The following is a 26685-nucleotide window of genomic DNA, read 5'->3' as shown; positions in this document are numbered from 1 at the left end:
ATGACGCTCAAGGCCCGCGTAATTCCCTGTCTCGACGTCAAGGACGGCCGTGTCGTCAAGGGCGTCAATTTTGTCGACCTGATTGATGCCGGCGATCCCGTGCTGGCCGCAAAGGCCTATGATGCGGCCGGTGCCGACGAACTCTGCTTCCTCGACATCACCGCTTCATCAGACAATCGCGACACGATCTTCGACGTCGTCGCCCAGACGGCCGATCATTGCTTCATGCCGCTGACCGTCGGTGGTGGCGTGCGCGCGGTTGCCGATATCCGCAAGCTGCTGCTGTGCGGCGCCGACAAGGTTTCGATCAATTCGGCAGCGGTCAACAACCCCGATTTCGTCGCTGAAGCAGCCGACAAATTCGGCAACCAGTGCATCGTCGTCTCGATTGATGCCAAGAAGGTATCGGGGGCCGGCGAAACCGATCGCTGGGAGATCTTCACCCATGGCGGACGCCAGCCAACCGGCATCGACGCCGTCGAGTTCGCCATCAAGATGGTCGAACGCGGCGCCGGCGAACTGTTGGTGACCTCTATGGACCGCGACGGCACCAAAAGCGGCTACGACATCGGCCTGACGCGCATGATCGCCGACAGTGTCCGGGTGCCGGTCATCGCATCCGGCGGTGTCGGAAATCTCGACGATCTCGTGGCCGGCATCCGGGACGGTCATGCAACGGCCGTGCTTGCCGCTTCTATCTTCCACTTCGGCACCTATTCGATCGCCGAGGCCAAGGCCTACATGGCCGAATCCGGCATCGCGATGCGGCTCGACTGAGCGCAAGGAAGGCAGATCATGACCGCTTTTTCCCTCTCCGATCTCGAAGCCATCGTGGCAAAGCGCGCCAACGCGACCCCGGAAGAATCGTGGACTGCGAAACTCGTCGCTGGCGGGCAGAACAAGGCAGCGAAGAAGCTTGGGGAAGAAGCCATCGAAGCGGTGATGGCGGCGGTTCAGAACGACCGTGAGAACCTCGTCTATGAAAGTGCGGACCTGCTCTATCACCTGATGGTCGTATTGAAAATTGCTGACATACCTTTACAAGACATCATGCAGGAACTTGAGCGCAGAACGGCTCAAACGGGCCTGAACGAGAAGGCCAGCCGGCGGGATCCATGACGATATCTATGCGGGAATCCGAAGCGCCAGAAGTCCTCGACCATTTCCAGGCCAATGGCTATTCGCCCTACCTGTTCTTCGATTCCGAGGAATGGGCGCATTTTCGGGCCGATACGCCGCTGACTTTGACTGCCGATGAAGTGCATCGGCTGAGGTCGATCGACGACCCGATCGATCTTGACGAGGTGCGGCGGATCTATCTGTCGCTGTCGCGCCTGCTGTCATCGCATGTTGAATCTTCGCAGTTGCTGTTCGAGCAGCGCAATCGCTTCCTCAGCATGTCGGACGTTTTCAAGACGCCGTTCGTCATCGGCATTGCCGGATCCGTTGCCGTTGGTAAATCGACCACGGCGCGTATCCTGAAAGAGCTTCTCGCCCGCTGGCCTTCGAGCCCAAAGGTGGACCTGGTCACGACGGACGGCTTTCTCTATCCGAACGCACACCTGACCAAGAACGATATCCTCAATCGCAAGGGTTTCCCCGAAAGCTACGATATCGGCGCGCTGTTGCGCTTTCTGTCGGCGATCAAGGCGGGGCTGCCAAACGTCAAGGCTCCCTGCTATTCGCACCTGACTTATGACGTTCTGCCCAACGAACATGTGGTCATTGACCGGCCCGACATCCTGATTTTCGAAGGCATTAATGTTCTGCAGTCGCGCAATCTGCCGGCGGACGGCAAGATCGTGCCGATGGTCTCGGATTTCTTCGATTTCTCGATCTATATCGATGCCGATGAACATGCCATTCATCGCTGGTATGTCGAACGCTTCATGCGTCTCAGACAGACGGCGTTCCGCGATCCAAACTCCTATTTCCATCGCTATGCGACAATCAGCGAGCCAGAAGCAATGACTATTGCAGAGGGTCTGTGGAACAATATCAACCTGAAAAACCTGCGAGAAAACATCCTGCCGACCCGGCCCCGCGCCGATCTGATCCTGCGCAAGGGCAACAATCATCTTGTCGAGAAAGTCGCGCTGAGAAAACTGTAGGCGATATAACGCCGGCTATGGATCAGGGATTGACGCGGCGAAGGGTCAGATTGATGCGGCCGCCGTTTTTCAGAAGTGTCGAGGTTTCGGGATAGATCCGGTCGACGCCGTGAAAGCAGAGCCTGCCTGCTCCGCCCAGAACAAAGACATCGCCGCTTTCAAGCTTGAGCGAGCAGGTTCGATCCTTGCGCTCCAATCCGCCGATGCGGAAGAGGCAACTGTTGCCGAGGGAAACGGAGACAACGGGAGCGTTAAAATCGGTCTCGTCCCGGTCCTGATGCAGGCCCATCTTGGCATCGTCGCTGTAGAAGTTGACAAGGCAGGCTTCCGGATCCCTGTCGCAGCCGGACACTTCGCGCCAGAGATCAAGAAGTATTTGCGGAATTGCCGGCCAAGGCCTGCCGGTGACGGGATGTGTCGCCTGGTAGCGATAGCCGCGCTCCTTGTCGGTTACCCAACCGAGCGATCCGCAATTGGTCATGCGTACCGACATGGCTTTGCCGGTGCCAGGCATGACCGGTACATACAACGGCGCTTCTGCCACCACGTCGCGCACCGCAGTCACCAGCACGTCCTGTTCAGCCCGGTCAAAATAGCCTGGAAAATGAAAAAGCCCCTCCGAGAGGGGCAGCCTTGTTTTCACGTTCGTTGTCTTTGCTTCCGTTGCCCTCGGACGAGGTTAGTCGGCAAGCGGGGGGATGCGCAACACCTGGCCCGGATAGATCTTGTCAGGATGGCTGAGCATCGGCCGGTTCGCTTCAAAAATTAGCGTATGCTTGGCACCCTTGCCCTTGCCATAGGCGGCTTCGGCGATCTTCCACAGATTGTCGCCCTTCTTAACCGTATGAAAAACAGGTTCCTTCGCGGCGACGGGCGCTGCACTTTCCACGTCAGCGATCTTCAACTCGGTCGCTTCCACCGTGGAAATGCCCAGCGTATTGCCAACGGCCACGACAGCCTTTTCGAAAATCGACTGATCCTTGACCACGCCCTTCAGCACGATCTTGTCATTGACAACTTCGACGTCAACCTTGTCCGTGCCAAGATCGTGGGAGGCGAGTTCCTTCTTGACCGCTTCGACATCCGGCGCTTCGTCCTCGCCGCCCAGTCCAAGCTTCTTGCCGGCGCTCTTGATGAAATTGAAAAAGCCCATCGGTAGCCCTCCTTGGTTGTTATCGACCAGATGACTGCAGAGGCCTGCAAAAGACAAGCTATTTTCTAATTTAAAGACAACTGAATTAGTCGCCACCCGGTCTGCCGCGCATTTTTTTCACCTCGGAACGACCGGATTTTTCCTTCAGGCGGCGCTCCACCGATCCTTTAGTCGGCTTGGTTTTCCGGCGCGGTGGTGGCGGCGGTTCGGCGGCCTTCAGGATCAGTTCCTTCAGCCGCTCGCGCGCATCTTCGCGATTGCGTTCCTGGCTGCGAAAGCGGTTGGCCTCGATCATCAGCACGCCTTCCTTGGACAGGCGCTTGCCGGCGAGCTTGGCCGCATTCTGCTTCACACGATCATTGAGAGCTGGAGATCCGAGGATGCTGAAGAAGAGCTGGACTGCCGTCGAAACCTTGTTGACGTTCTGGCCGCCGGGTCCACCGGCCAGGACGAACTGCTCGGTCAGTTCCCAACCCGCGATGGTTATGCGGTTGTTGATGTAAAGCGGATCGCTGGCCATGGCTCTTCACGTCGTGTCTGTCGGACATTCCATATCGGCAACAAAGAGCAACATGGCAAGCGACAAGAAAAGGCCCGGTGAAACTCCACCGGGCCTTCCTGTCAGTGTATGAAGCCACACTTACTCGGCTGCGATCGCAACACCCGGCGCCGCTTCGCGCACCTTGCCATCGACATGGGCTTCGAACTTGGCGAAGTTGTTGATGAACATGCCAACCAGTTTCTTCGCTTGCATGTCATAAGCGGCACCATCGGACCAGGTCGAACGCGGATCGAGGATCCTGGTATCGACGCCGTCCACGACCACTGGAACCGCAAATCCGAAGTTCGGATCCGTCCGCATCTCAGCCTTTTTCAACTCACCCTTCAGCGCAGCCGTCAGCAAAGCGCGGGTCGCCTTGATCGGCATGCGGTTGCCGGTGCCGTAGGCGCCACCGGTCCAACCGGTGTTGACAAGCCAGCAGTCGACCTCATGACGAGCGATCAGATCACGCAGCAGGTTGCCGTATTCGGTCGGATGACGCGGCATGAACGGCGCACCGAAGCAGGTCGAGAACGTTGCTTCCGGCTCGGTTACACCCTTTTCCGTTCCCGCCACCTTGGCGGTATAGCCGGACAGGAAGTGGTACATGGCCTGCTCAGGCGTCAGACGGGCGATCGGCGGCAACACGCCGAAGGCATCCGCCGTCAACATGATGATCGTCTTAGGATGTGGCGCCGTACCGGTTTCGGATGCGTTCGGAATGAAGTGCAGCGGATAGGCACAGCGGGTATTTTCCGTCAGCGATCCATCGTTGAAATCCGGAATGCGGTTTTCGTCGAGCACGACGTTTTCGAGAACGGTGCCGAAGCGCTTGGTCGTGGCGTAGATCTCCGGCTCGGCCTCGGCAGACAGACGGATGGTCTTGGCGTAGCAGCCACCCTCGAAATTGAAGATGCCGTTTTCGCCCCAGCCATGCTCGTCGTCGCCGACCAGCGTGCGGCTCGGATCGGCCGACAGCGTCGTCTTGCCAGTGCCGGACAGGCCGAAGAAGACGGCCGCATCACCATCCGGGCCGACATTGGCCGAGCAATGCATCGGCATGACGCCCTTTGGCGGCAGAAGGTAATTGAGGACCGTGAAGACCGACTTCTTCATCTCACCGGCATAGGACGTGCCGCCGATCAAAACGATGCCATTGGCCAGGTCGCAGGCAATGACCGTCTCGCTACGGCAGCCGTGGCGGCCTGGATCGGCGCGGAAGCTCGGAAGGTCGATGATCGTCAGCTTGGGTACAAACGCAGCGAGATCCGGCCGTTCGGGACGGATCAGAAGATTGCGAATGAACAGCGAATGCCAGGCGAATTCCGTCACAACGCGGGTCGGAAGTGCATTATGCTTGTCGGCACCACCGATCAGATCCTGAACGAACAGGTCCTTGCCTGCAGCGTGAGCAAGCATGTCCTGGTGCAGGACGGCAAAATGCTCAGGCGACAGTGGTTTGTTGTTTTCCCACCAGATCTGGCCATCCGTCTTGCTGTCTCGCACGACAAACTTGTCCTTGGCGGAACGCCCGGTGTGCTGACCAGTCAAGGCGCGCAATGCGCCATCCGCAGTGACTTCGGCTTCGCCGCGGCGAATCGATTCCTCGTACAGGAGGCCTTCGCCCAGGTTGTAGCGAACGCTTGCGGCATTGCCGAGACCGATCGTCGCGACCCCAATTGCGGGGTTATTTACACCGAATTCCTCCATGGGCGCGCATCCTCTCAACGTGAGCCACAATACTTGAATAGGTGGAAATTAGTCGGTGAATTTTAGAAAGGCAAGTGTGCCTTCATGAATAATATAATGATATCAATTATTTAATCGATTTAAATTGCGAAACGCATTTTTAAATCGTTTAGTTCCCGTTCCATTCCAAGGGAAAGTACAACCCAAAAGAGTGCTTCAGGCAGCGATCTGCGCGCGCCAAGAGCCTCAGCAACATCGTCCCTTTATCTTTGCCACAATTTGTTCCACCTTTATCCCCATTAAGCACTGCCATGCCACCAGAGCTGGGCTGGGTTACACACCAGGAGCAGCGCTTACATGACGATGGAGACGTACAGCATGCAGACGATCGCGCTCGTGGATGACGACCGCAATATCCTCACTTCAGTCTCGATCGCGCTCGAGGCAGAGGGATACAAGGTCGAGACCTATACCGATGGCGCCTCTGCGCTGGACGGCCTGCTCGCGCGGCCCCCGCAGCTTGCCATCTTCGACATCAAGATGCCGCGCATGGACGGTATGGAACTGCTGCGCCGTCTGCGCCAGAAATCCGACATTCCTGTCATCTTCCTTACCTCCAAGGACGAGGAAATCGACGAGTTGTTCGGCCTGAAGATGGGTGCCGACGATTTCATCACCAAGCCGTTTTCGCAGCGACTGCTGGTAGAACGTGTCAAGGCAATCCTGCGCCGCGCAGCCAATCGCGAAAACCTGTCCGCCATCGGCGGCCCCGGCAAGCCGACGGCCGAGCAACAGGCTCGGACGCTCGAGCGTGGCCAGCTGGTGATGGACCAGGAACGCCATACCTGCACCTGGAAGGGCGATCCGGTGACCCTGACCGTGACCGAATTTCTCATCCTGCAGTCGCTCGCACAGCGACCCGGCGTGGTCAAAAGCCGCGACGCGCTGATGGACGCGGCTTACGACGAGCAGGTCTATGTCGACGATCGAACCATCGACAGCCACATCAAACGGCTGCGCAAGAAGTTCAAAATGGTCGATACGGACTTCGACATGATTGAAACGCTTTACGGCGTGGGCTACCGCTTCCGCGAAGCAGCGTGAACAAACCTGCCCGTTGATCGCGGTAGTCTGGTGAGACCCGGTGAGACCTGGGGCTCACGGACTAGCGGCGCGCAAGGCAGGCGAAGGGGTGGAGTTTGGCCAAGCAGGTAGATGAAGACACCTTGGAGGAGCTGGAAGGCGCCTCGGAGTCGCGTCGGCTCTATACCCACCCGTTCACCCTTATCCGACGCATCTTCGGCCATGCTCTGTTTTCAAGCCTGACGCGGCGGATTGTCTTCTTCAATCTGGCTGCCCTGATCGTCCTTGTCGGCGGGATCATGTATCTCAATCAGTTCCGCGAAGGCCTGATTGACGCGCGTGTCGAGAGCCTGCTCACACAGGGGGAAATCATCGCCGGCGCGATTTCCGCATCGGCGTCGGTCGACACCAATTCGATCACCATCGACCCGGAGAAATTGCTGGAGCTGCAGGCCGGGCAAAGCATTACGCCCGTTCCGAATGACGAAGACCTGGAATTTCCGATCAATCCGGAGCGCGTCGCACCCGTGTTGCGCCGGCTGATCTCGCCGACCCGCACCCGCGCCCGGCTGTTCGACGCCGATGCCAATCTGCTGCTCGATTCCCGTCATCTCTATTCCCGCGGCCAGGTCCTGCGTTTCGACCTGCCGCCGGTGGACAACGATTCTTCCAGTCTGACCAATTGGGTCGCGCGGATCTTCAACACTGTGCTGCAGCCGGGCAATCTGCCGGTCTATAAGGAAGCACCCGGCGGCGACGGTTCGATCTATCCGGAAGTTATGAATGCGCTGACCGGTGTGCGTGGTGCCGTGGTCCGAGTGACGGATCAGGGCGAACTGATCGTTTCTGTTGCCGTGCCGGTCCAGCGTTTCCGCGCCGTGCTCGGTGTGCTTCTGCTGTCCACCCAGGCCGGCGATATCGACAAGATCGTGCACGCAGAGCGCCTGGCGATCATGCGCGTCTTCGGCGTCGCAACGCTTGTCAACATCGTCGTGTCGCTGCTTCTGTCCTCGACCATCGCCAATCCACTGCGCCGGTTGGCCGCGGCGGCGATCAGGGTGCGGCGCGGCGCCAGGGAGCGCGAGGAAATCCCGGATTTCTCCGCCCGCCAGGACGAAATCGGCAATCTGTCGATCGCTTTGCGCGAGATGACCACCGCGCTCTATGACCGTATCGATGCGATCGAAAGCTTTGCGGCCGATGTCAGCCATGAACTGAAGAACCCCCTCACCTCGCTGCGGTCCGCCGTCGAGACCCTGCCGCTGGCCAAGTCCGATCATTCGCGGCAGCGGCTGATGGATATCATCCAGCACGACGTACGGCGCCTCGACCGGCTGATCAGCGATATTTCCGATGCCTCACGCCTTGATGCCGAACTGGCGCGTTCCGATGCCAAGCCGGTCGACATGGAAGTGCTGCTATCGAGCCTGGTGGATATCTCGCGCGAAATCCGCAGCGGCAAGAAGGCTGTAGAAATCGACTATATCATCGACCAGAAACCCGGCTCCAAAGCTCGGTTCCTGGTCAATGGCCATGATCTGCGTCTGGGGCAGATCATCACCAACCTGATCGAAAACGCCCGCTCCTTCGTCCCGGAACAGGGTGGCCGGATCAGGGTTCGCCTGTCGCGCACACGCGGACGATGCCTGGTGCAGATCGAAGACAACGGGCCCGGCATCCAGGCCGAGAATATCGACCGCATTTTCGAACGCTTCTACACAGATCGCCCTGAAGGCGAGAGTTTTGGCCAGAATTCCGGTCTTGGCCTGTCGATCAGCCGACAGATCGCCGAAGCGCATGGCGGGACGTTGCGGGCCGAGAATGTCATCGACCAGGACAGCAAGACGCTGCTGGGCGCACGCTTCGTTCTGACCCTACCGATCGATGCGCCTGTATGACGGACCTTGGCGATAACATTCATGCGACCGCCATCGTTGTTGACGGTACAGGTCTGATTTTTGTTGGCCCTTCAGGGGCCGGAAAATCGTCCTTGGCCTTCGACTGCATGGCCGAAGCGCGCCTCAGCGGAAAATCCGCTGCACTGATCTCCGACGATCGGGTCATCGTTTCGCGCCGAGATGACCAGATCATCGGACGCGGGCCAGCCAGCATCCGTGGGCTTCTCGAGTTGCGCCACAGCGGTATCGTCAGGATGCAGTGGGTCGAGCAGGCTCCGCTTCACTACGCAATCGTGCCCGTAGCATCGGCAGAAGCCGACAGATTGCCCCCAGAGCATGAACAATTGGAAGTCACAACATCAATTCACCTTCCCGTTATCCGTGTTCCTTTGTCTGTCCGGTTTCCACTTTCCCATATCTTCGCCCTTATTCAGAGCGTATGATTCTGAGCTTGCACTTCCCATTTTCATCGCCAAGATGGCCTCGTGCTGATAGACGGAGCCTCTGTGTTGCGTTATTTGGCCAATGTTTGCGCTAAGGGGCAGTAAAGAATGATCGGACTTGTGCTTGTCACACATGGCAAGCTGGCTGAAGAGTTTCACCATGCGGTGGAGCATGTCGTCGGCCCACAAAAAAACGTCGAGACCGTTTCGATCGGCCCGGATGATGACATGGACCAGCGCCGTCAAGACATTCTTGACGCGGTTCTGCGGGCCGATGACGGCCACGGTGTGATCATCCTCACCGACATGTTTGGCGGGACACCTTCCAATCTTGCAATTTCTGTCATGAACAACGGTCGGATCGAGGTCATCGCCGGCGTAAACCTGCCGATGCTGATCAAGCTCGCCGGCGTGCGCGGCGACAATGACATGGACCGGGCGCTGATCGAGGCGTCCGAAGCCGGGCGCAAATACATCAACGTTGCCAGCCGTGTGCTCAGCGGAAAGTAAGACATCATGACTGGTCCGATCGCCCGCGAAATGCTGATCATCAACAAACGCGGACTGCATGCACGCGCTTCGGCGAAATTCGTCCAGATGGTCGGCGGCTTCGATGCGGCCGTGAGCGTGTCCAAGGACGGCACCACCGTCGGCGGTACGTCGATCATGGGACTGATGATGCTGGCCGCAAGCCCCGGATGCTCGATCCATGTCAGCGCCACCGGCAATCAGGCGATCGCCGTCATAGAGGCGCTGGAAACTCTGATCGCCGACAAGTTCGGCGAAGAGATTTAGTCCATCCGACATAAAGACATAAAGACTTCTTTATGTCAGATTGCCAACACTCCCGATCCCTGTTACAGAAGCGGCATGGCCTGCAACGGTTGTTGCGGGCGGCACATTCGCATCGGTCCTGTCAGTGAATGCGGGAGCCGGGCCAAATTTAGCCGGAGAACACCATGAGCCAACATGATTACGTCATTGCCGATATCGGTCTTGCCGATTTTGGACGCAAGGAACTCGACATCGCTGAAACCGAAATGCCGGGCCTGATGTCCTGCCGCAGCGAATTCGGTGACAGCAAGCCGCTCAAGGGTGCGCGCATCACCGGCTCGCTGCACATGACGATCCAGACGGGCGTTCTGATCGAAACGCTGATCGCCCTCGGCGCCGAAGTGCGCTGGGCATCGTGCAACATTTTCTCGACCCAGGACCATGCCGCTGCTGCGATCGCCGCTGCCGGCATTCCGGTCTTCGCCGTCAAGGGCGAATCCCTGACCGAGTACTGGGACTACACCGACAAGATCTTCCAGTGGACCGATGGTGGCCTGTCCAACATGATCCTCGATGATGGCGGCGACGCCACGATGTACATCCTGCTCGGCGCCCGTGCCGAAGCTGGCGAGGACGTTCTCTCCAATCCGCAGTCGGAAGAAGAAGAAATCCTGGTCGCGCAGATCAAGAAGCGCCTGGCTGCAACGCCTGGCTGGTTCACCAAGCAGCGCGATGCCATCAAGGGCGTTACCGAAGAAACCACCACGGGCGTGCACCGCCTGTACGAACTGTCGAAGAAGGGTCTCCTTCCCTTCCCGGCGATCAACGTCAACGACTCGGTCACCAAGTCGAAGTTCGACAACAAGTACGGCTGCAAGGAATCGCTTGTTGACGGCATCCGCCGCGGCACCGACGTGATGATGGCCGGCAAGGTTGCCGTCGTCTGCGGCTATGGCGACGTCGGCAAGGGTTCGGCTGCCTCGCTCCAGGGCGCCGGCGCCCGCGTCAAGGTCACGGAAATCGACCCGATCTGCGCGCTGCAGGCCGCTATGGATGGCTTCGAGGTCGTCACGCTGGAGGACGTTGTTTCTTCGGCCGACATCTTCATCACCACGACCGGCAACAAGGACGTCATCCGCATCGAGCATATGCGCGAGATGAAGGACATGGCGATCGTCGGCAATATCGGCCACTTCGACAATGAGATCCAGGTTGCCGCGCTGAAGAACCTCAAGTGGACCAACGTCAAGCCGCAAGTCGACATGATCGAGTTCCCGAAGGGCAACCGCATGATCCTCCTGTCGGAAGGTCGCCTGCTGAACCTCGGAAATGCAACCGGCCACCCATCCTTCGTGATGTCGGCCTCGTTCACCAACCAGACGCTGGCCCAGATCGAGCTGTTCACCAAGCCCGGCGAATACAAGAACGACGTCTACGTTCTGCCAAAGCACCTCGATGAAAAGGTCGCCCGTCTGCATCTCGCCAAGCTTGGCGTGAAGCTGACCGAACTTTCTGGCGAGCAGGCAGCCTATATTGGCGTCACTCAGCAGGGTCCTTTCAAGTCTGAACACTATCGCTATTAATAAATCTCTGGATAATACCAGATGTGGTAGGCGCGGCATTGACAAATGCCGCGCCTTCTTTTTTGGCCGCCGGCCTTCCCGACACTTTCCATCGGCGGTATTGTTTAGAACTTGATTCGTGGACTGCCCGATGGGCGTGGACTCGAAATCGGATGTCTTGTCGACGATGCGGCACATAATAAGACGGAGACAGACCGAGCATGTCGGTACATCAATGCGACCCGCTTTCGCGGGAGACGGCTATGACGGCGTCTAAATCTGGCCTCTGGCGGCAAACGACACATCAACAGGGGCAAGCCCTTCGCTCGACCGCGCGCAAGCATGCAGTGGTTTCGTGGCGCCGGGTGCTGGCAAACGGTTCGGCTCTGGCCGGTCTGCTCCTGCCGGCGCTTGCGCACGCCCAGACCAGTGATGAAGCCGGAACACAGCTGCTTACCAGCGTCGATATGGCTGGTTACGCACTTGTCATCGGTGTGGTGTCGGCTGCTGTGTTTTCATCGATCTTGCTGATCCGCCAACGCAATCGCCTTGAATTCGAGAACCGGGACATTCGCTCGACACTGTCGGACAACCAGCAGAAGATTTCCGGCTATCATGCTGTCATCGCCGACAATAGCCGGCGGATCGTGATGTGGGACGGGCAAAACGGCAAGGCAGAATTTCTCGGTCAGCTGCCGGCCGATACTGGTGCTCCACAATCGGACAACGAATTTCTGGCTCTGGGACGCTGGCTGAAGCCAAGTTCGGCGAGCGAACTTGAAAAAGCGATCGAAGCGCTGCGCTCGCATGCAAAAACCTTCGACCTGGTGATCGAGACACAGCGGGGCGAAGTCATCGAGGTTCAGGGTCGCCTGTCGGGTGGCCGGGCCTTTGCCCACTTTGTTGCACTCAACAACCTGCGCGCAGAACTGGCCGAGCTGAAGATCGAACGCAATCGTCTGCGCAGTTCCATCGCGACCTTCGAATCCCTGCTCGACTCGATCGAGCAACCGGTCTGGCAGCGCGACGGCGACGGCCGGCTGACCTGGGTCAACCAGGCCTATTGCGAAGCGGTCGAAGCCGGCTCTCCCGAGCAGGCAATCCAGGAAGGACGCGAAGTCCTGAGCAGCCTGACACGCGAGAAAATCAAGGCAAGCACGACGCCTGAATCGCCGTTCCACGACACCGTCTCGACGGCCGTGCGCGGTGCGCGGACTTTCTTCGATGTTGTCGATATCCGCGGGCCTGGCGGTTCATGCGGCATGGCAATCGATGTCTCCGGGACCGAAGCCTTGCGCGAGGAACTGGCCCGCACGCTGAAAAGCCACGCGGAAACACTCGATCATCTCGGCACACCTGTCGCGATCTTCGACGGCGAGCGTCGGTTGCAGTTTTACAACCAGGCCTTTGTCGCCCTCTGGGCACTGGAACCGAAGTTCCTGGAATCCAAACCCGACAACGCCGAAATTCTCGACCGGTTGCGCTCGGCAAACAAATTGCCGGAGCAGCTGAGCTGGAAGGCGTGGAAGGAAAATACCCTTTCCGTCTATCGATCGCTCGAGACACAAACCGATCTCTGGCATCTGCCGAATGGCCAGACACTGCGGGTTATCGCATCTGCGCATCCGCAAGGCGGCGCGACCTGGGTGTTCGAGAACCTGACCGAACAGGTCGACCTCGAGACGCGTTACAACACCCTGCTTCAGGTTCAGGGCGAAACCATCGATCACCTCTCCGAAGGTGTTGCCGTGTTCGGTCCGGATGGCCGTATACAGCTGTCCAACCCGGCATTCCGCGCGCTCTGGGCTGTCACCGACGCCGAGACCGCTGTCGGCACGCATATCCGCACGATCGAAGCGACCTGTGCGCCATCCTACGATCGCGCCGACGGCTGGAAGGCCTTTGGCAAGATCATCACCAGCTTCGAAGACGAGCGGCCGTCGAGCCAGGGCACATTGGAGCTCTATTCCGGACTTGTGCTGGACTATGCCGTCACGCCGCTGCCAAACGCCCAGACCATGCTGACCTTCGTCAACATGACCGACAGCGTTCGTGCCGAGCGGGCACTGAAGGAAAAGAACGAAGCGCTGCGCAAGGCAGACGAGTTGAAGAACGATTTCGTCCAGCACGTTTCCTACGAGCTGCGTTCGCCGCTGACCAATATCATCGGCTTTACCGACCTGCTCAAGACACCGACGATCGGCCCGCTCAACGAGCGACAGGCTGAATATGTCGATCATATATCAACCTCGTCCTCGGTCCTCCTGACCATCGTCAATGATATTCTAGACCTGGCGACCGTCGATGCCGGTATCATGCAGCTCGACTATTCCGAGATTGATCTGAGCGATCTGCTCGACGATGTATCAATGCAGATGACCGATCGCCTGCAGGAAGGCGGTGTGACATTGGAGATCGCCGCGGCCAGCCAGCTCGGCTATGTGATCGCGGATCGGCAGCGTCTCAAGCAGATCCTGATCAAACTGCTGACAAACGCCGTGAATTTTGCGCCCGAAGGCTCTGTTGTCGCGATGAAATGCTGGCGCGAAGACACCGATTTCGTCTTCTCGGTGACCGACAAGGGCTGCGGCATGAGCGAAGAAATGCTTTCCACCGTCTTCGATCGGTTCTCCACACATGGCAAGAGTGGAAAGCGCAGCGGACCTGGTCTCGGCCTTTCGATCGTACAGAGCTTTGTCAATCTGCACAGCGGCAAGGTTTCGATCGACAGCGCTCCCGGCCTTGGCACGACCGTGCATTGCCGCATCCCATCCGCCAGCGTGCCGCAAGCCATCGCCGCCGCAGAATGAGCGACAGCCTGCCCTCGATCATGCTGGACCTGCCGGACGAAGCGGCGACCATGCGGCTGGGCGAGGATCTGGCACTGGCGGTGCAGGCGGGCGACTGTCTGGCACTGCACGGTGATCTGGGCGCCGGCAAATCGACGCTCAGCCGCTCGCTGCTTCGGGCGATCGCCGATGATCCCGAACTGGAAGTGCCAAGCCCGACCTTCACGCTGGTGCAGAGCTACGAGCTTCGGTTGCCGGTTGCACATTTCGACCTCTACCGGCTGTCAGATCCCAGCGAACTTGACGAACTCGGCTTCGACGAAGCGATTGCGACCGGGATATGTCTGGTGGAGTGGCCGGACAAGGCCGGCGGGGCACTGCCGAAATCGAGGATCGATATCCACTTTGCCTTTACGCCCGATGGCGGTCGTCGCCTGACGATATCCGGACCGGAGGCTAAGCTTGCCAGGATCCGGCGGGTCTTGCAGATCCGCAACTTTCTCGACAAGAACGGCTATGCCAATGCCGCGCGCCGGCATCTGATGGGCGACGCCTCGACGCGGGCCTATGAATTTATCTATCCGGTTGGCGAGTACGCACGGCTCGTGCTGATGGATGCGCCAAAACGACCCAACGGGCCTGTCATTCGCGACGGCAAGCGCTATTCGCAAATCGCTCATATCGCAGAGGATGTCTATCCTTTCGTGGCGATCGATCTGGCCCTGCGGGAACGCGGATTTTCGGCACCGGCCATCCTGGCCAGCGATTGCGAAGCAGGCATCCTGTTGCTTGAGGACCTCGGCAGCCAGGGTATTCTCGATGAGGCCGGCCGGCCGATCGCGGACCGCTACTGCGCCAGCGTTGCCTGCCTTGCTGCCATCCATGGCACATCTTTCGAACGGGACATTGCGCTTGCCGACGGTCGAACCCATCAGATCCCGGATTTCGACCGCACCGCAATGAAGATGGAAGTCGAGTTGCTGATCGACTGGCATCTGCCGTGGAAACGCGGTGGTCTCGCAGTCAGTGACGACGCGCGTCGGTCCTATCTCGGCATCTGGGATGATCTGATCGATCAGCTTGCCGATGCGGAAACCTCGCTGGTGCTGCGCGATTTCCATTCGCCGAACATTATCTGGCGAGGCGACAAAACCGGTCACGACCGGATCGGCATCATCGATTTCCAGGATGCGATGATCGGACCATCGGCCTATGATCTCGCGTCAATCGTCCAGGATGCACGGGTGACTGTCGAACGCCCGCTGGCCGACCAGTTGATGGCCGACTATCTCGCGATCCGGCGTGTGTCGCCCTCGTTCGATGAAACTTTGTTCCAGAAAAGCTGGGCTATCATGGCCGCTCAACGCGCCTGCAAGCTGTGTGGTCTGTGGGTACGTTTGAAAGCGCGCGACGGCAAAGACGGCTATATGAAGCATATGCCACGCACGCTCCGGCATCTGTCGGTCGCTTTCGAACATCCGGCACTCGCCCCCTTGCGCGACTGGTGTATTGAAGCTGGAATCGAACTTCCCGAATCAGCGGCGTAGTCACAATGAAAATCACCCAAGCCATGGTGCTCGCGGCCGGTCTCGGCACGCGGATGCGGCCGATCACCGAGACGACCCCGAAGCCGCTGGTGAAAATCAGTGGCAAACCGATGATCGATTACGCCCTGGAGGCGCTTGCGGAGGCTGGCGTCGAAACGGTGGCGGTCAACGTGCATCACCACGCGGATCAGATGGAAGCACATCTCGGCGCTTGCCACCGCCTCGAGATCAAGATTTCCGATGAGCGGGACCGGTTGATGGATTCCGGCGGCGGCTTGGCCAAGGGATTGAAGCGGCTCAATCCGTCACCCGCTTTCGTGATGAATGCCGATCTCTTCTGGATCGGCGAACCAGAGGATGAACCGTCCAACTTGCGGCAGCTTGCGGCAATGTTCGATCCGCAATCGATGGATATCGCCATGTTGTGTGCCGACCCGGAGCGGACGACCGGACACAATGGCAAGATCGACTTTTCGCTAGCTGCCGATGGTCGCTTGACCCGTTACACAGCAGGCGATGTAAATCCTGTCATCTATGCGGGTGCACTGGTGCTGATGCCCGGTTTCCTGGCCGATGCGCCTTCCGAACCGTTCAACCTCAATATCTACTTTGATCGTGCCATTGCGGCCGGACGCCTGCGTGGCCTGAAGCTCGACGGCGAATGGCTGACCGTCGGCACGCCTGAAGCGATCGGCGAGGCGGAAGCGACCATCCAGCGCGTCAACCGAGGCATATAGACCATGGCAAGCGGTCACACGCCACGGGTCTTCACCATTCCGCCGGGTCTGCCTTTTCTGCGAATGCTGACACGTGCCCTGGTCGAAGGCGATCTTGTCGAAAGCTATCGCTATGATCCGGCCGATCCGCTGTCTCTGTCCAGGGTAACTATCCTAGTTCCGACCCGACGTGCAGCACGCGTCCTGCGGTCGGAATTCGTCGATCTGCTCGGTGGCCGCTCGGCGATCCTGCCGCAGATCAGGACCCTGGGTGAGACCGAGGACGACAGCGGGTTCTTCGAAACTGATGCGCCAACGGCTCTCGATCTGGCGCCTCCGGTCAGCGGAACAGTGATGCTGCTCGAGCTCGCCCGGCTGATCCTCGCCTGGCGAAACCAGTTGCCGGAGATCGTGCGGTCCATTCATGCCGATACGCCGCTTGTCGCTCCGGCAAGCCCGGCCGATGCGGTCTGGCTGGCGCGGGCATTGACCGAACTGATCGAAGCGGCAGAGACCGAAGGCAGCGACTGGAAAAACCTGTCCAACCTGAAGGCGGAGAACTTCGCCTCCTGGTGGCAACTCACGCTGGAATTCCTGAAAATCGCCACGGCTTTCTGGCCGGCACGTCTGGAAGAGCTGATGCGCTCCTCGCCGGCCCGCCACCGGGATGCGGTCCTGCGCGCGGAAGCGGACCGCATCCGCCGTCAGGGATCTGAAGGACCGATCATTGTCGCCGGCTCGACTGGTTCTATTCCCGCAGCGGCCGAGCTGATCGCCGCAATCGCTGGACTCGATCAGGGCGTCGTGGTCCTGCCCGGGCTTGACACGAGCATGCCGGACGCGCACTGGGCCAAGCTCGACGATCGTTCGGCTCTTGATGTACTACCAAATCCCGCGGTGCGCGGTCATTCGCAATACGGACTTGCCCATCTGCTGAACCGGATCGGTATAAGCCGAGATGAGGTGCAGCGTCTTGCGGCAGCGGACGCTGCGTTGGGTGATCGCGCGGAAATCCTCTCGCGTGCCATGGCTCCTGCCGAGGCAACTGATGGCTGGAAGGCCTGGCGCGACGGATTTGCCACGGACCGGTTCGGAGTTGCATTTGGTGATGTCGCACTGATCGAAGCAGCCAACGAGCGCGAGGAGGCCACCGCCATCGCGATCGCGCTTCGGCTGGGTCTGGAACAGCCCGGGGCCGACAGTGAAAGCCGCGTAGCGCTGATCACGCCGGATCGCGCATTGGCACGCCGGGTGATGGCAGAACTTGCCCGCTTCGGTATCCAGGCCGACGATTCGGCCGGTACACCGCTGACCGGCACGCAGCAGGCCATGCTCACGCAGGTACTGGTCGAAGCCTGCCTGCGGCCGGGCGACCCGGTGGCGATCGTCTCCCTGCTCAAGCACCCGCTGGCGCGGTTCGGCTTCGATGCGGAGACCGCGCGCACGGCTGCCGACGCGCTTGAAACGATCGCATTGCGCGGCGGCATCAAATCGCTGGATCTGGCGGAGATGGAGCCACTGTTCGAGCAAGGTCTGGCGGCCCATCTTGTCGACCGACACGCACCGCAATGGCGTCAGTCACTCTCCGACGAGGCCATCATGCTTGCGCGGGAACTGGCGCGACGGGTGACGGCTGCGGTGGAACCATTGGTGGGCGTCCTGGTGCGCAACGCCGATGGTCGCGTCCTGTCGAACAGACTGGCGCTGGGGGACTGGGCAGAACGCACAGGTCGGGTGATCGAGGCCGTTTGTGTCGATGAACGCGGAGATCTGGCCGGGATCTGGGGCGAAGAGGCCGGCGATACGCTTGCCGAACTGCTGACCCAGGTCATCGCAACCGAAGGGCGGATCGAGGCCGACGGCTCGCAATGGATCGACATTGTCGCAGCCTTGATGGCCGGACAGGCCGTGAAGCCAAAGGCGATGCGCCATCCTCGGGTTTTCATCTTCGGTACGCTCGAAGCGCGGCTGCAGACTGTCGACATGATGGTGATCGGCGGGATGAACGAGGGTAGCTGGCCGGGACAAACCACCAACAATCCTTTCCTGTCGCGCGTGATGAAAGCGGAAATCGGACTAGAGCCGCCAGAGCGGCAGATTGGTCAGGTTGCACATGATTTCGAAATGGCCTGCGGGACCCGCCGGCTGATCTTTTCGCGTTCGCTGCGCCAGGGATCGGCACCGACCGTTGCCTCGCGCTGGCTGCAGCGGCTTCTGGCGCTGGGTGGATCTGCCTTTGAGAAGGATCTCAAACAGCGCGGCGATCTCTATCGCCGCTATGTCGAACTGCTGGACAATGGCGACAACCAGGCGCCGGCACAGAGACCGGCACCCAGACCGAAGGCAGAGCTGCAACCACGTTCTTTCACCTTCAGCGAGGTCGGACGCTTCCGGCGGGATCCCTACGCGATCTATGCCAAACGCATTCTGCGACTTGATGCCGTCGATCCGTTCAATGAGGATCCCGGTGCAGCAGAACGTGGCACGCTCTATCACGGCATCGTCGATCGCTTCATCAGGGAGGGACATGATCCGGCACGCAGGGATGCCCTCGACATCCTCTACCGGATTACCGACGAGGAATTCCTCAAGGAAGACCTGCCACTGCATATCGATATCGTCTGGCGCCAGCGTTTCTATGGCGTGGCACAGTCGTTTCTCAAATGGGAGAGAGAACGAAGACCGGAGATTCGCAAGACGCTGACCGAGGTGCGCGGCAATGTCGTGTTGAAACCGATTGATATCACCATTCGGGGGATCGCCGACCGGATCGACATCAAGGGCGGCGGCCATGCCGATATCATCGACTACAAGACCGGTCTCAATCCGAGCGCTGCCCAGGCGCGAAGCCTGCTCGATCCGCAGCTGGCGCTGGAGGCCGCAGCGTTGATGGAGGGCGCTTTTGGTCCTGCCGGACAACTGAAGCCGGAAAACCTGATCTATGTACGGTTGAGACCAGGAGACCGGTTCGGTGCAGACCACGTCAACAACGAACTTTCGGGCCGAGGTGACAATCGCAAATCGGCAGCGGAACTGGCCGTCCAGGCGGTCGATGAGCTGGGGAAATTCATCCAGGCGCTGCAATCGGGCGACCGTGGCTTTGTCTCGCGGCTGATCCCGGCCGAGCAGACCAAATACGGCGGCGAGTATGATCATCTGGCGCGTGTGGCAGAATGGTCGACCGCCGACAGCGAGGAGGCGAGTTCCGATGAGTGACAATCCTTCCCTGCCCTCAGACCTGCCGACCGGCGATGATCCTGGTGCGTGGATCGACTGGACGACCGTGGAGCAGTCGCGCGCCTCGCATCCCGGCCAGTCCGCCTGGGTGTCGGCCAATGCCGGCTCCGGCAAGACGCATGTGCTGACCCAGCGCGTCATTCGCCTTCTGCTGGCAGGGGCCCGCCCCTCCTCCATCCTTTGCCTCACCTATACAAAGGCGGCTGCTTCGGAAATGTCCAACCGTGTTTTCGACCGACTGGCCGAATGGGCAACACTGGATGACGCCGAACTGGCCAAGCGCGTGACGGCCATCGAGCAGCGCGTACCGGACCGCACGACGCTTGCGACCGCACGCCAACTCTTTGCCAAGGCGCTCGAGACGCCGGGCGGGTTGAAAATCCAGACAATCCACGCCTTCTGCGAGGCGCTGCTGCACCAGTTTCCGCTGGAGGCCAATGTCGCTGGCCATTTCAGCGTTCTCGATGATCGGGCCGCCATTGCGGTTCTCGCCGAGGCCCGCCGCTCGCTGCTGACAGCGACATCGACCGAAAACAACGCGGACCTGGCGGAAGCCTTCTCCCAGGTACTCAGCATAGCGGATGAAAGTGGGCTGGAAACGCTCATCAGCGATATCGTCGCCAATCGCCACGCCATCCGGCAGTTCCGTCGCGAATCCGCCCGCCACGGCAGCATTGACGCGACCTTGCGCCTGCGCTTCGGAATCAGCCCCGATGAAAGCGAAACATCCCGGGCAGAGGCCTATTGGCCGCTTGCCGGCCTGTCAGGTCCGGTCTTTGCCCACTATGTTCGTTTGGCGCTGGAAAAAGGCGGCGAGAAGGTTCGCTCGGTTGCCGAAACGCTGGAGCGTGTGCTTGTCGAACGCGATCCCCTGGAGCGGGCAAAGCTGCTCGATGGTGCCTTCCTGACACAGGCGGAAGCGCCCAAGGCCGACAGCTCGCTGATTGCCGCTGCCATGACCAAGCAGGCACCCGAGTTGCGCGACGCGGTGATTGCGGCCCGTGAACACGTGGTTTCCACCCGCGACCGGTTGCGGATCTTCCGCATGTACGAGGCGACAAAGGCGGCCCTGACACTCGCAGTCCGGTTGGACGAAGACTATGAAGAGCTGAAGAAACGCCGGTCGCAGCTCGATTTCGAGGATCTGATCGCCCGCAGCGCGGAACTTCTGATGCGCGCCGATGTCGGCGCCTGGGTGCACTACAAGCTCGACCAGGGCATCGATCATATCCTCGTCGACGAGGCACAGGATACGAGCCCGGTTCAATGGTCGGTTATCCGGTCGCTGCGCGAAGACTTCTTCTCCGGTGCCAGCGCCCGTCCCGGCGTGCGAACTTTCTTTGCCGTGGGTGACGAAAAACAGTCGATCTATTCATTCCAGGGTGCCCGCCCGGAACAGTTTTCCGTCGAGGCAAAACAGACGCAGCAGGCCGTCAACAATGGCGGCCAGACGTTCAACACGATCCGCCTGCCGCTTTCCTTCCGGTCGACCTCGGCAATCTTGTCCGCTGTCGACCAGGTATTTTCCGTCCGCGAGAACTTTCGCGGCCTCAGTGCTTTCGGCGATGCCGTCGTGCATATGTCGAGCCGTAGCGGCCACCCGGGCGAAGTCGATCTCTGGGAGATGATTGCAGCGGAAAAGCTGGACAAGAACGAGGACTGGACGGCGCCTTTCGACGCCACCCCGGAAAGCGCGCCGTCGGCCATTCTTGCACGGCGCATAGCGCATACGATCAGCGAAATGGTGGGCAAACAGACGATCATTGAAAAGGGTGTCGAACGGCTGATCCAGCCCGGCGACATCCTGGTGCTGGTGCGCAAGCGCGACAGTTTCGTCAATGCATTGACCCGGTCGCTGAAGCGTCCCTACAGTATTCCGGTAGCGGGTGCCGACCGACTGAAGCTGACAAACCATATTGCCGTGCAGGACATGCTGGCGCTTGGCCGTTTCCTGCTGCTACCGGCCGACGATCTTTCTCTGGCTGCGATCCTGAAAAGTCCGCTGTTCAATCATCTCGAAGACCAGCTTCTGGTTCTTGCCGCCGAACGGCCGGAAAAGCAGAGCCTCTGGGCTCGCCTGCAGGATCTTGCAGCCCAGGACGGATCGCCCTGGGCTGCAAGCTTGAAGAAACTGCAGCTTTTTCTGGATCTCTCGCGCACTCACTCGGTGCACGACTTCTATGCCCGGGTCTTGGGCATGCATGGCGGACGACGGGTTTATCTCGGACGGCTCGGGACGGAAGTCAGCGACATTCTCGACGAGTTCCTGACGTTTGCACTGTCCTTTGAAACCGCCGGGCTGCCGGGCCTGCAATCCTTCATCTCAACGCTGGAGATGGAAGCGCCGGAGGTGAAGCGGGAGCAGGACAAGGAGCGCAACGAAGTCCGGATCATGACCGTGCACGCCTCGAAAGGGCTTGAAGCGCCCGTGGTTTTTCTGGTCGATGGCGGATCAAAGGCTTTCAACGCGAACCATCTCGCCAAGCTCCGTCTGCTTGAATTACACACGGAGCAACCGGCAGTTCCGATCTGGGTGCCGACCAAGGCGCTCGGCAACTCTCTGACCGAGGCAGATAGCCAAATACGCCGGAGCCAGACGGAAGAGGAATATCGGCGGCTTCTCTATGTTGCCATGACGCGAGCGGCCGACCGACTGATCATCTGCGGTTATCGCGGCGTGCAGGATCCGGGCGATATCTGGCACCGGATGATTGCCGATGCGCTTGCCGGTGACGAAATCCATTGCAGCCCTGCAGAATTCAAAGGCGCAGACGGGGAATGGTCAGGTCTCAAATGGCGCCTGCCGCTTTCGCAGAAAGTATTTCCGCTTTCGGACGAGGCGGCCGTTGACGATGTCGAATTGCATCTGCCAGTAGCGCTATCTCGGCCCCTGCCCCCACCTGTCAGTCTTCCGCGACCGCTCAGCCCATCGGGCGCCGGCAGCATCGTTCTCGACGACACCGACGATATGCTGACGGCCTCGGCACTGTTTACCGAGGAGAAGAAGGCGGAGCTTTCGCTTCAGCGCGGCCGATTGGTCCACCGCATGCTGCAGACACTGCCTGCCATCGCGGCCTCCGACAGGGTCCAGGCAGCACAACGTTATGCCGCGCGTGCCGCGCGTTTCTGGCCCCGGCCCGAGCGGGATAGCCTTGTTGATACGGTCATGTCCGTACTTGATGCACCTGGCCTTGCGCCTCTGTTTTCGAGTGCGAGCCAGCCGGAAGTGTCTGTGATGGGCACGCTCATGCTAAAAGGCGAACCTCGCGCAGTCTCCGGCCGCATCGACCGGATGGCCGTGCTGGACGACCGGGTTCTGCTTGTCGACTACAAGACCAATCGCAACCCGCCGCATCATGTGCGCGATGTGCCTCTTTCGCATCGGGCACAGCTGGCGATCTACCGGGAAATCCTCAAACCGCTTTATCCGTTGAAGCCGATCGAATGCCTGCTGATCTACACGGAAACGGGGACAGTGCTGGACCTTCCGGAAGACGTGATGCGCGCCTCTCTTGCCGACCTCGAAACATCATGAGATACCGCATATTGAAATTACCGCGACGCGGCATCACATATCTAGTCAATTCGATATCTATAAGGAGAGCCCGATGGCTACTGTAAAAGTCGACAAGTCCAATTTCCAGGCCGAAGTTCTCGATGCGGCCGAGCCGGTCGTCGTGGATTTCTGGGCCGAATGGTGCGGCCCGTGCAAGATGATCGCGCCGAGCCTGGAGGAGATCTCCAACGAGCTCGCCGGCAAGGTGAAGATCGTCAAGCTGAACATCGATGAAAATCCAGAACTGGCTGCCCAGTTCGGCGTTCGCTCGATCCCGACGCTGGCCGTGTTCAAGGGCGGCGAAGTGGCCGATATCAAGGTCGGCGCTGCGCCCAAGACTGCCCTGTCGAGCTGGATTTCCAGCGCCGCCTGAGGCCCTGCGAAAGCTTGGAGAATTCAAAAGCCCGGAATTTCCGGGCTTTTTTCATGTCGGAATGGTGCCGTTCTGCGCCAGAACATTGCCGGCAAGATAGAGCGATCCACCGATCATGATACGCGGCGGCGGTCCGCCCGCTGTTCGTTCTGCAATCGCATTCAGCGCCTCGCCCAGCGACCCCATCGGCAAAGCGGTCAATCCGGCATCCGCTGCGGATTGCGCCAGCGCGACGGGATCGAGACCGACGTCGGAGCCTTCGATTGGTACGGTGTACACCGCATGGGCGATACCGGCGAATGCGCGGAAGTAGCCGATCGGATCCTTTGTGTTGATCATGCCGACAACCAGATGCAGCGGGCGCGCCTTGCGCTCTTCCATCGCCGCCATGGCTTCGGCAATCACTTCGCCAGCACCCGGATTATGGCCGCCATCGAGCCAGATCTCGGCACCCGCCGGTGCACGATCGACCAGATGCCCTTCGGTCAGTCGTTGCAGACGACCGGGCCATTCGACCGACAGCATGGCCTTCTCGGCAACCATCTCGTTGACCGCAAAGCCAGCCGCCTTCACAGCACGGATGGCCGTTGCGGCATTGCCGATTTGGTGGCGCCCGGGAAGGCGGGGAAGCGGCAGATCCATGAGGCCGAACTCATCCTGATAGACCAATCGGCTGAATTCCTCATAGGCGAGGAAATCCTGGCTGAAGACGGAAAGCGGACAGCCCAGCCTTTCAGCTGTGCCAATCAACACGTCACGGGCGCCTTCGAACTCCTGATGGCCAATGACCACTGGAACACCGCGCTTCATGATGCCGGCCTTCTCGGCTGCGATCAGTTCGACTCGATCGCCGAGATAGGCCTGGTGATCGAGGGAAATCGGCTGGATGATCGAGACGGCGGGCTTTTCAACGACATTGGTGGCATCGAAACGACCACCGAGGCCAACTTCGATAACGGCAACGTCGGCAGGCTGCTCGGAAAACAGCAGGAACGTCACCGCCGTCAGGATTTCGAAGACGGTGATCGACTGGCCACCGTTGGCGTCGGCAACACGGCGGAGCGCATCGGCAAAGACCGCATCATCGACGATCTGGCCTGGACCGGCCTTGACGCCGATGCGATAGCGTTCATGCCAGCGGACAAGGTGCGGCGAGGTATGGACATGGACCGACAGCCCCTGGGCTTCGAGCAGTGCCCGGCAAAAGGCCGTCGCCGAGCCTTTGCCATTGGTGCCGGCGACATGAATGACCGGCGGCAAACGCCTTTCGGGATTGCCCAGAAGGTCGAGCAGGCGGCGGATGCGGTCGAGGGAGAGATCGTAACCCTTGGGGTGCAGCCCCATGAGTTTTTCGATCTCGGCATCGGCCAGACTCAAGGTAGGCACTGTCATCACGGTCGTTCCACTGCCATCGGCCAAATACTAAGTGTCAGGCCGATGCCTTTGTCGGGAGTGTTATGGCGCCGTTCGAAACCACATCGTTGGCCGGACGCTTGGTCATGATCTTCAAGACGCGGGCCAGAAGATCGGGAATCTCGTGACGCTTGACCACCATGTCGACCATGCCATGCTCGAGCAGATATTCCGATGTCTGGAAACCTTCTGGCAGCTTTTCACGGATGGTCTGCTCGATGACGCGTTTGCCGGCAAAGCAGATTTCAGCGCCCGGTTCGGCGATGTGCAGATCGCCAAGCATGGCGTAAGATGCGGTGACACCACCCGTGGTCGGATTGGTCAGAACGACAATGTAAGGAAGCCCGGCTTCCTTCAGCATGTCCACAGCAACCGTCGTTCGCGGCAACTGCATCAAGGACAGGATGCCTTCCTGCATGCGCGCGCCGCCCGATGCGGGGAACATGACCAAGGGGCACTTTTCCTTCAGCGCGCGTTCGAAAGCCTTCACGATCGCCTCGCCGGCTGCAATGCCGAGCGAACCGCCCATAAAGTTGAACTCATGAACAACGGCTACAAGTTTGAGCCCCTGGACGGTGCCGACGCCAGCCAGGATGGTATCCTCCTGTTCGGTCTTCAGACGGCTGTCCTTCAGGCGGTCGGTGTATTTCTTCGAATCGCGGAACTTCAGCGGGTCCTGCGCCACCTTGGGCTGCTGCAGGGCCTCATACTGGCCGTTGTCGAACAGGTCGATCAGGCGATCCTTGGCCGGCATCTTCATATGGTAGCCAGAGGCGGGAATGACCCACTTGTTCTCTTCGAGGTCCTTGTGGAAGACCATCTCACCCGTTTCAGGGCACTTGATCCAGAGGTTTTCCGGCACTTCCCGGCGACCCAGCATGGAATTGATGCGCGGGCGCACGTAATTGGTGATCCAGTTCACGCGGTATACTCCTGACGTTTACAGCCTTTATCGGAAAATTACTCGGCAGCAGCAAGGCGCGCACTGCGCACACCACTTGCAAGGCCGCGAACCAGGGTGACGACGGCCTGAACCGTATCCGCCGTGGCTTTCCCGTCAGCTGTCAGATTGTTGGCGACCTGATTGACGATGGCGGTGCCGACGACAACGCCGTCCGCGCTCGTCCCTATCAGGCGGGCATGTTCTGCGGTCTTGACGCCAAAGCCGACACAAATCGGCAGATCCGTGTGGGACTTGATGCGCTGAACGGCGCCTGCCACACGGGATGGATCAAGCATCGACGACCCTGTGATACCGTTCATCGACACGTAGTAGACAAAGCCGGACGTATTCTGCAGCACAGTCGGCAGGCGCTTGTCGTCCGTTGTCGGCGTGGCCAGACGGATGAAATTGATGTCGCGGCGACGGGCAGGAATACAAAGTTCGTCGTCCATTTCCGGCGGAAGATCGACAACGATCAGGCCGTCGATGCCCACTTCGATCGCAACATCGAGGAAATGCTCGACGCCGAAGACATAGATCGGATTGTAGTAGCCCATCAGCACGATCGGCGTGGACTGATCGATCTTGCGGAATTCGCGTGCAAGTTCCAGCGTCTTAAGCAGGGTCTGGCCCGACTTCAGGGCGCGCTGCCCCGCCATCTGGATCGCAGGACCATCGGCCATCGGATCAGAGAACGGCATGCCAAGCTCGATCACGTCAGCACCAGCTTCCGGCAGCGCCTTCATGATCGCCAGCGATGTGGCATAGTCCGGATCGCCGGCCATGAAGTAGGTCACCAGGGCGGGACGGCCTTCAGCCTTCAGATCGGCGAAGCGTTTATCCATACGTGCAGTCAT

General features: G+C 59.7%; 22 protein-coding genes. 15 read left to right on the top strand and 7 right to left on the bottom strand.

Annotation, left to right across the window (positions count from 1 at the left end; translation table 11 throughout):
• Genes hisF through coaA form a run of 3 tightly spaced genes read left to right on the top strand, consistent with a single transcriptional unit; the run spans position 1 to position 2111 of the window.
• Positions 1 to 777: an imidazole glycerol phosphate synthase subunit HisF gene (gene hisF / locus GVK95_RS22080; RefSeq protein WP_159952840.1), complete on the top strand. Its 777-nt coding sequence runs from the start codon at positions 1 to 3 to the stop codon at positions 775 to 777.
• 18 nt (positions 778 to 795) lie between these two features.
• On the top strand, positions 796 to 1119 hold the full coding sequence (locus GVK95_RS22075; protein WP_159952839.1) for a phosphoribosyl-ATP diphosphatase: 324 nt from the start codon (positions 796 to 798) through the stop codon (positions 1117 to 1119).
• Positions 1116 to 2111, top strand: a complete 996-nt coding sequence (gene coaA / locus GVK95_RS22070; protein ID WP_159952838.1) for a type I pantothenate kinase — start codon at positions 1116 to 1118, stop codon at positions 2109 to 2111. The genes GVK95_RS22075 and coaA overlap by 4 nt, the downstream gene beginning before the upstream one ends.
• Before the next feature lie 22 nt (positions 2112 to 2133).
• On the opposite strand, the gene GVK95_RS22065 is transcribed toward coaA, so the two are convergent.
• From GVK95_RS22065 to GVK95_RS22050, 4 genes are all read right to left on the bottom strand, one after another.
• On the bottom strand, positions 2134 to 2742 hold the full coding sequence (locus tag GVK95_RS22065) for an alpha-ketoglutarate-dependent dioxygenase AlkB (protein ID WP_159952858.1): 609 nt from the start codon (positions 2740 to 2742) through the stop codon (positions 2134 to 2136).
• Positions 2743 to 2790: 48 nt separating this feature from the next.
• Positions 2791 to 3264, bottom strand: coding sequence for a peptidoglycan-binding protein LysM (gene lysM, locus GVK95_RS22060; protein ID WP_159952837.1), 474 nt, complete (start codon positions 3262 to 3264; stop codon positions 2791 to 2793).
• Positions 3265 to 3349: 85 nt separating this feature from the next.
• Entirely contained in the window at positions 3350 to 3784 is a 435-nt protein-coding gene (gene arfB, locus GVK95_RS22055; RefSeq protein WP_159952836.1) for an alternative ribosome rescue aminoacyl-tRNA hydrolase ArfB, read from the bottom strand.
• A 120-nt stretch (positions 3785 to 3904) separates the two neighbouring features.
• Positions 3905 to 5515: a phosphoenolpyruvate carboxykinase gene (locus GVK95_RS22050; RefSeq protein ID WP_159952835.1), complete on the bottom strand. Its 1611-nt coding sequence runs from the start codon at positions 5513 to 5515 to the stop codon at positions 3905 to 3907.
• A 357-nt stretch (positions 5516 to 5872) separates the two neighbouring features.
• On the opposite strand from GVK95_RS22050, the gene GVK95_RS22045 reads away from it, so the two are divergent.
• The 12 genes from GVK95_RS22045 (at position 5873) to trxA (ending at position 23472) form a co-directional block, all read left to right on the top strand.
• A complete protein-coding gene (locus tag GVK95_RS22045) occupies positions 5873 to 6598 on the top strand; it encodes a response regulator transcription factor (RefSeq protein WP_085995842.1) in 726 nt (241 codons plus the stop codon).
• A 95-nt stretch (positions 6599 to 6693) separates the two neighbouring features.
• Positions 6694 to 8475 (top strand): sensor histidine kinase, encoded by a 1782-nt coding sequence (locus GVK95_RS22040; protein WP_159952834.1) that lies wholly within the window; start codon positions 6694 to 6696, stop codon positions 8473 to 8475.
• Positions 8472 to 8918: an HPr kinase/phosphorylase gene (locus GVK95_RS22035; RefSeq protein ID WP_159952833.1), complete on the top strand. Its 447-nt coding sequence runs from the start codon at positions 8472 to 8474 to the stop codon at positions 8916 to 8918. The genes GVK95_RS22040 and GVK95_RS22035 overlap by 4 nt, the downstream gene beginning before the upstream one ends.
• A 108-nt stretch (positions 8919 to 9026) precedes the next feature.
• Entirely contained in the window at positions 9027 to 9428 is a 402-nt protein-coding gene (locus GVK95_RS22030; protein ID WP_159952832.1) for a PTS sugar transporter subunit IIA, read from the top strand.
• A 6-nt stretch (positions 9429 to 9434) separates the two neighbouring features.
• Positions 9435 to 9713 carry an HPr family phosphocarrier protein gene (locus GVK95_RS22025; RefSeq protein WP_007605706.1) on the top strand — a complete coding sequence of 93 codons (279 nt, stop codon included), beginning with the start codon at positions 9435 to 9437 and terminating at the stop codon, positions 9711 to 9713.
• Positions 9714 to 9877: 164 nt separating this feature from the next.
• Entirely contained in the window at positions 9878 to 11275 is a 1398-nt protein-coding gene (ahcY, locus tag GVK95_RS22020) for an adenosylhomocysteinase (protein ID WP_159952831.1), read from the top strand.
• 242 nt (positions 11276 to 11517) lie between these two features.
• Positions 11518 to 14064, top strand: a complete 2547-nt coding sequence (locus GVK95_RS22015) for an ATP-binding protein (protein WP_159952830.1) — start codon at positions 11518 to 11520, stop codon at positions 14062 to 14064.
• Positions 14061 to 15590, top strand: a complete 1530-nt coding sequence (tsaE, locus tag GVK95_RS22010; RefSeq protein WP_159952829.1) for a tRNA (adenosine(37)-N6)-threonylcarbamoyltransferase complex ATPase subunit type 1 TsaE — start codon at positions 14061 to 14063, stop codon at positions 15588 to 15590. The genes GVK95_RS22015 and tsaE overlap by 4 nt, the downstream gene beginning before the upstream one ends.
• A 5-nt stretch (positions 15591 to 15595) precedes the next feature.
• Positions 15596 to 16327: a nucleotidyltransferase family protein gene (locus GVK95_RS22005; protein WP_159952828.1), complete on the top strand. Its 732-nt coding sequence runs from the start codon at positions 15596 to 15598 to the stop codon at positions 16325 to 16327.
• A 3-nt stretch (positions 16328 to 16330) separates the two neighbouring features.
• The gene (gene addB, locus GVK95_RS22000) at positions 16331 to 19522 is read left to right on the top strand and encodes a double-strand break repair protein AddB (protein ID WP_159952827.1); all 3192 of its coding nucleotides are present in this window, start codon (positions 16331 to 16333) and stop codon (positions 19520 to 19522) included.
• The gene (gene addA / locus GVK95_RS21995; protein ID WP_159952826.1) at positions 19515 to 23078 is read left to right on the top strand and encodes a double-strand break repair helicase AddA; all 3564 of its coding nucleotides are present in this window, start codon (positions 19515 to 19517) and stop codon (positions 23076 to 23078) included. The genes addB and addA overlap by 8 nt, the downstream gene beginning before the upstream one ends.
• Positions 23079 to 23151: 73 nt before the next feature.
• Positions 23152 to 23472 (top strand): thioredoxin, encoded by a 321-nt coding sequence (gene trxA, locus GVK95_RS21990; RefSeq protein ID WP_159952825.1) that lies wholly within the window; start codon positions 23152 to 23154, stop codon positions 23470 to 23472.
• Between the two features lie 51 nt (positions 23473 to 23523).
• Here trxA and GVK95_RS21985 read toward each other — a convergent pair whose 3' ends face one another.
• Genes GVK95_RS21985 through trpA form a run of 3 tightly spaced genes read right to left on the bottom strand, consistent with a single transcriptional unit; the run spans position 23524 to position 26685 of the window.
• A complete protein-coding gene (locus tag GVK95_RS21985; protein WP_200844355.1) occupies positions 23524 to 24864 on the bottom strand; it encodes a folylpolyglutamate synthase/dihydrofolate synthase family protein in 1341 nt (446 codons plus the stop codon).
• A gap of 37 nt (positions 24865 to 24901) precedes the next feature.
• A complete protein-coding gene (gene accD / locus GVK95_RS21980; protein WP_159952824.1) occupies positions 24902 to 25807 on the bottom strand; it encodes an acetyl-CoA carboxylase, carboxyltransferase subunit beta in 906 nt (301 codons plus the stop codon).
• A 38-nt stretch (positions 25808 to 25845) separates the two neighbouring features.
• Complete coding sequence (trpA, locus tag GVK95_RS21975) at positions 25846 to 26685, bottom strand: tryptophan synthase subunit alpha (RefSeq protein WP_159952823.1); 840 nt, start codon at positions 26683 to 26685, stop codon at positions 25846 to 25848.

This window comes from Rhizobium sp. 18065, from assembly GCF_902706095.1.
Taxonomy (GTDB): Bacteria; Pseudomonadota; Alphaproteobacteria; order Rhizobiales; family Rhizobiaceae; genus Allorhizobium.
The sequence above is the reverse complement of the archived record's forward strand: the minus strand, read 5'-3'. Positions and strand labels throughout refer to the sequence as shown.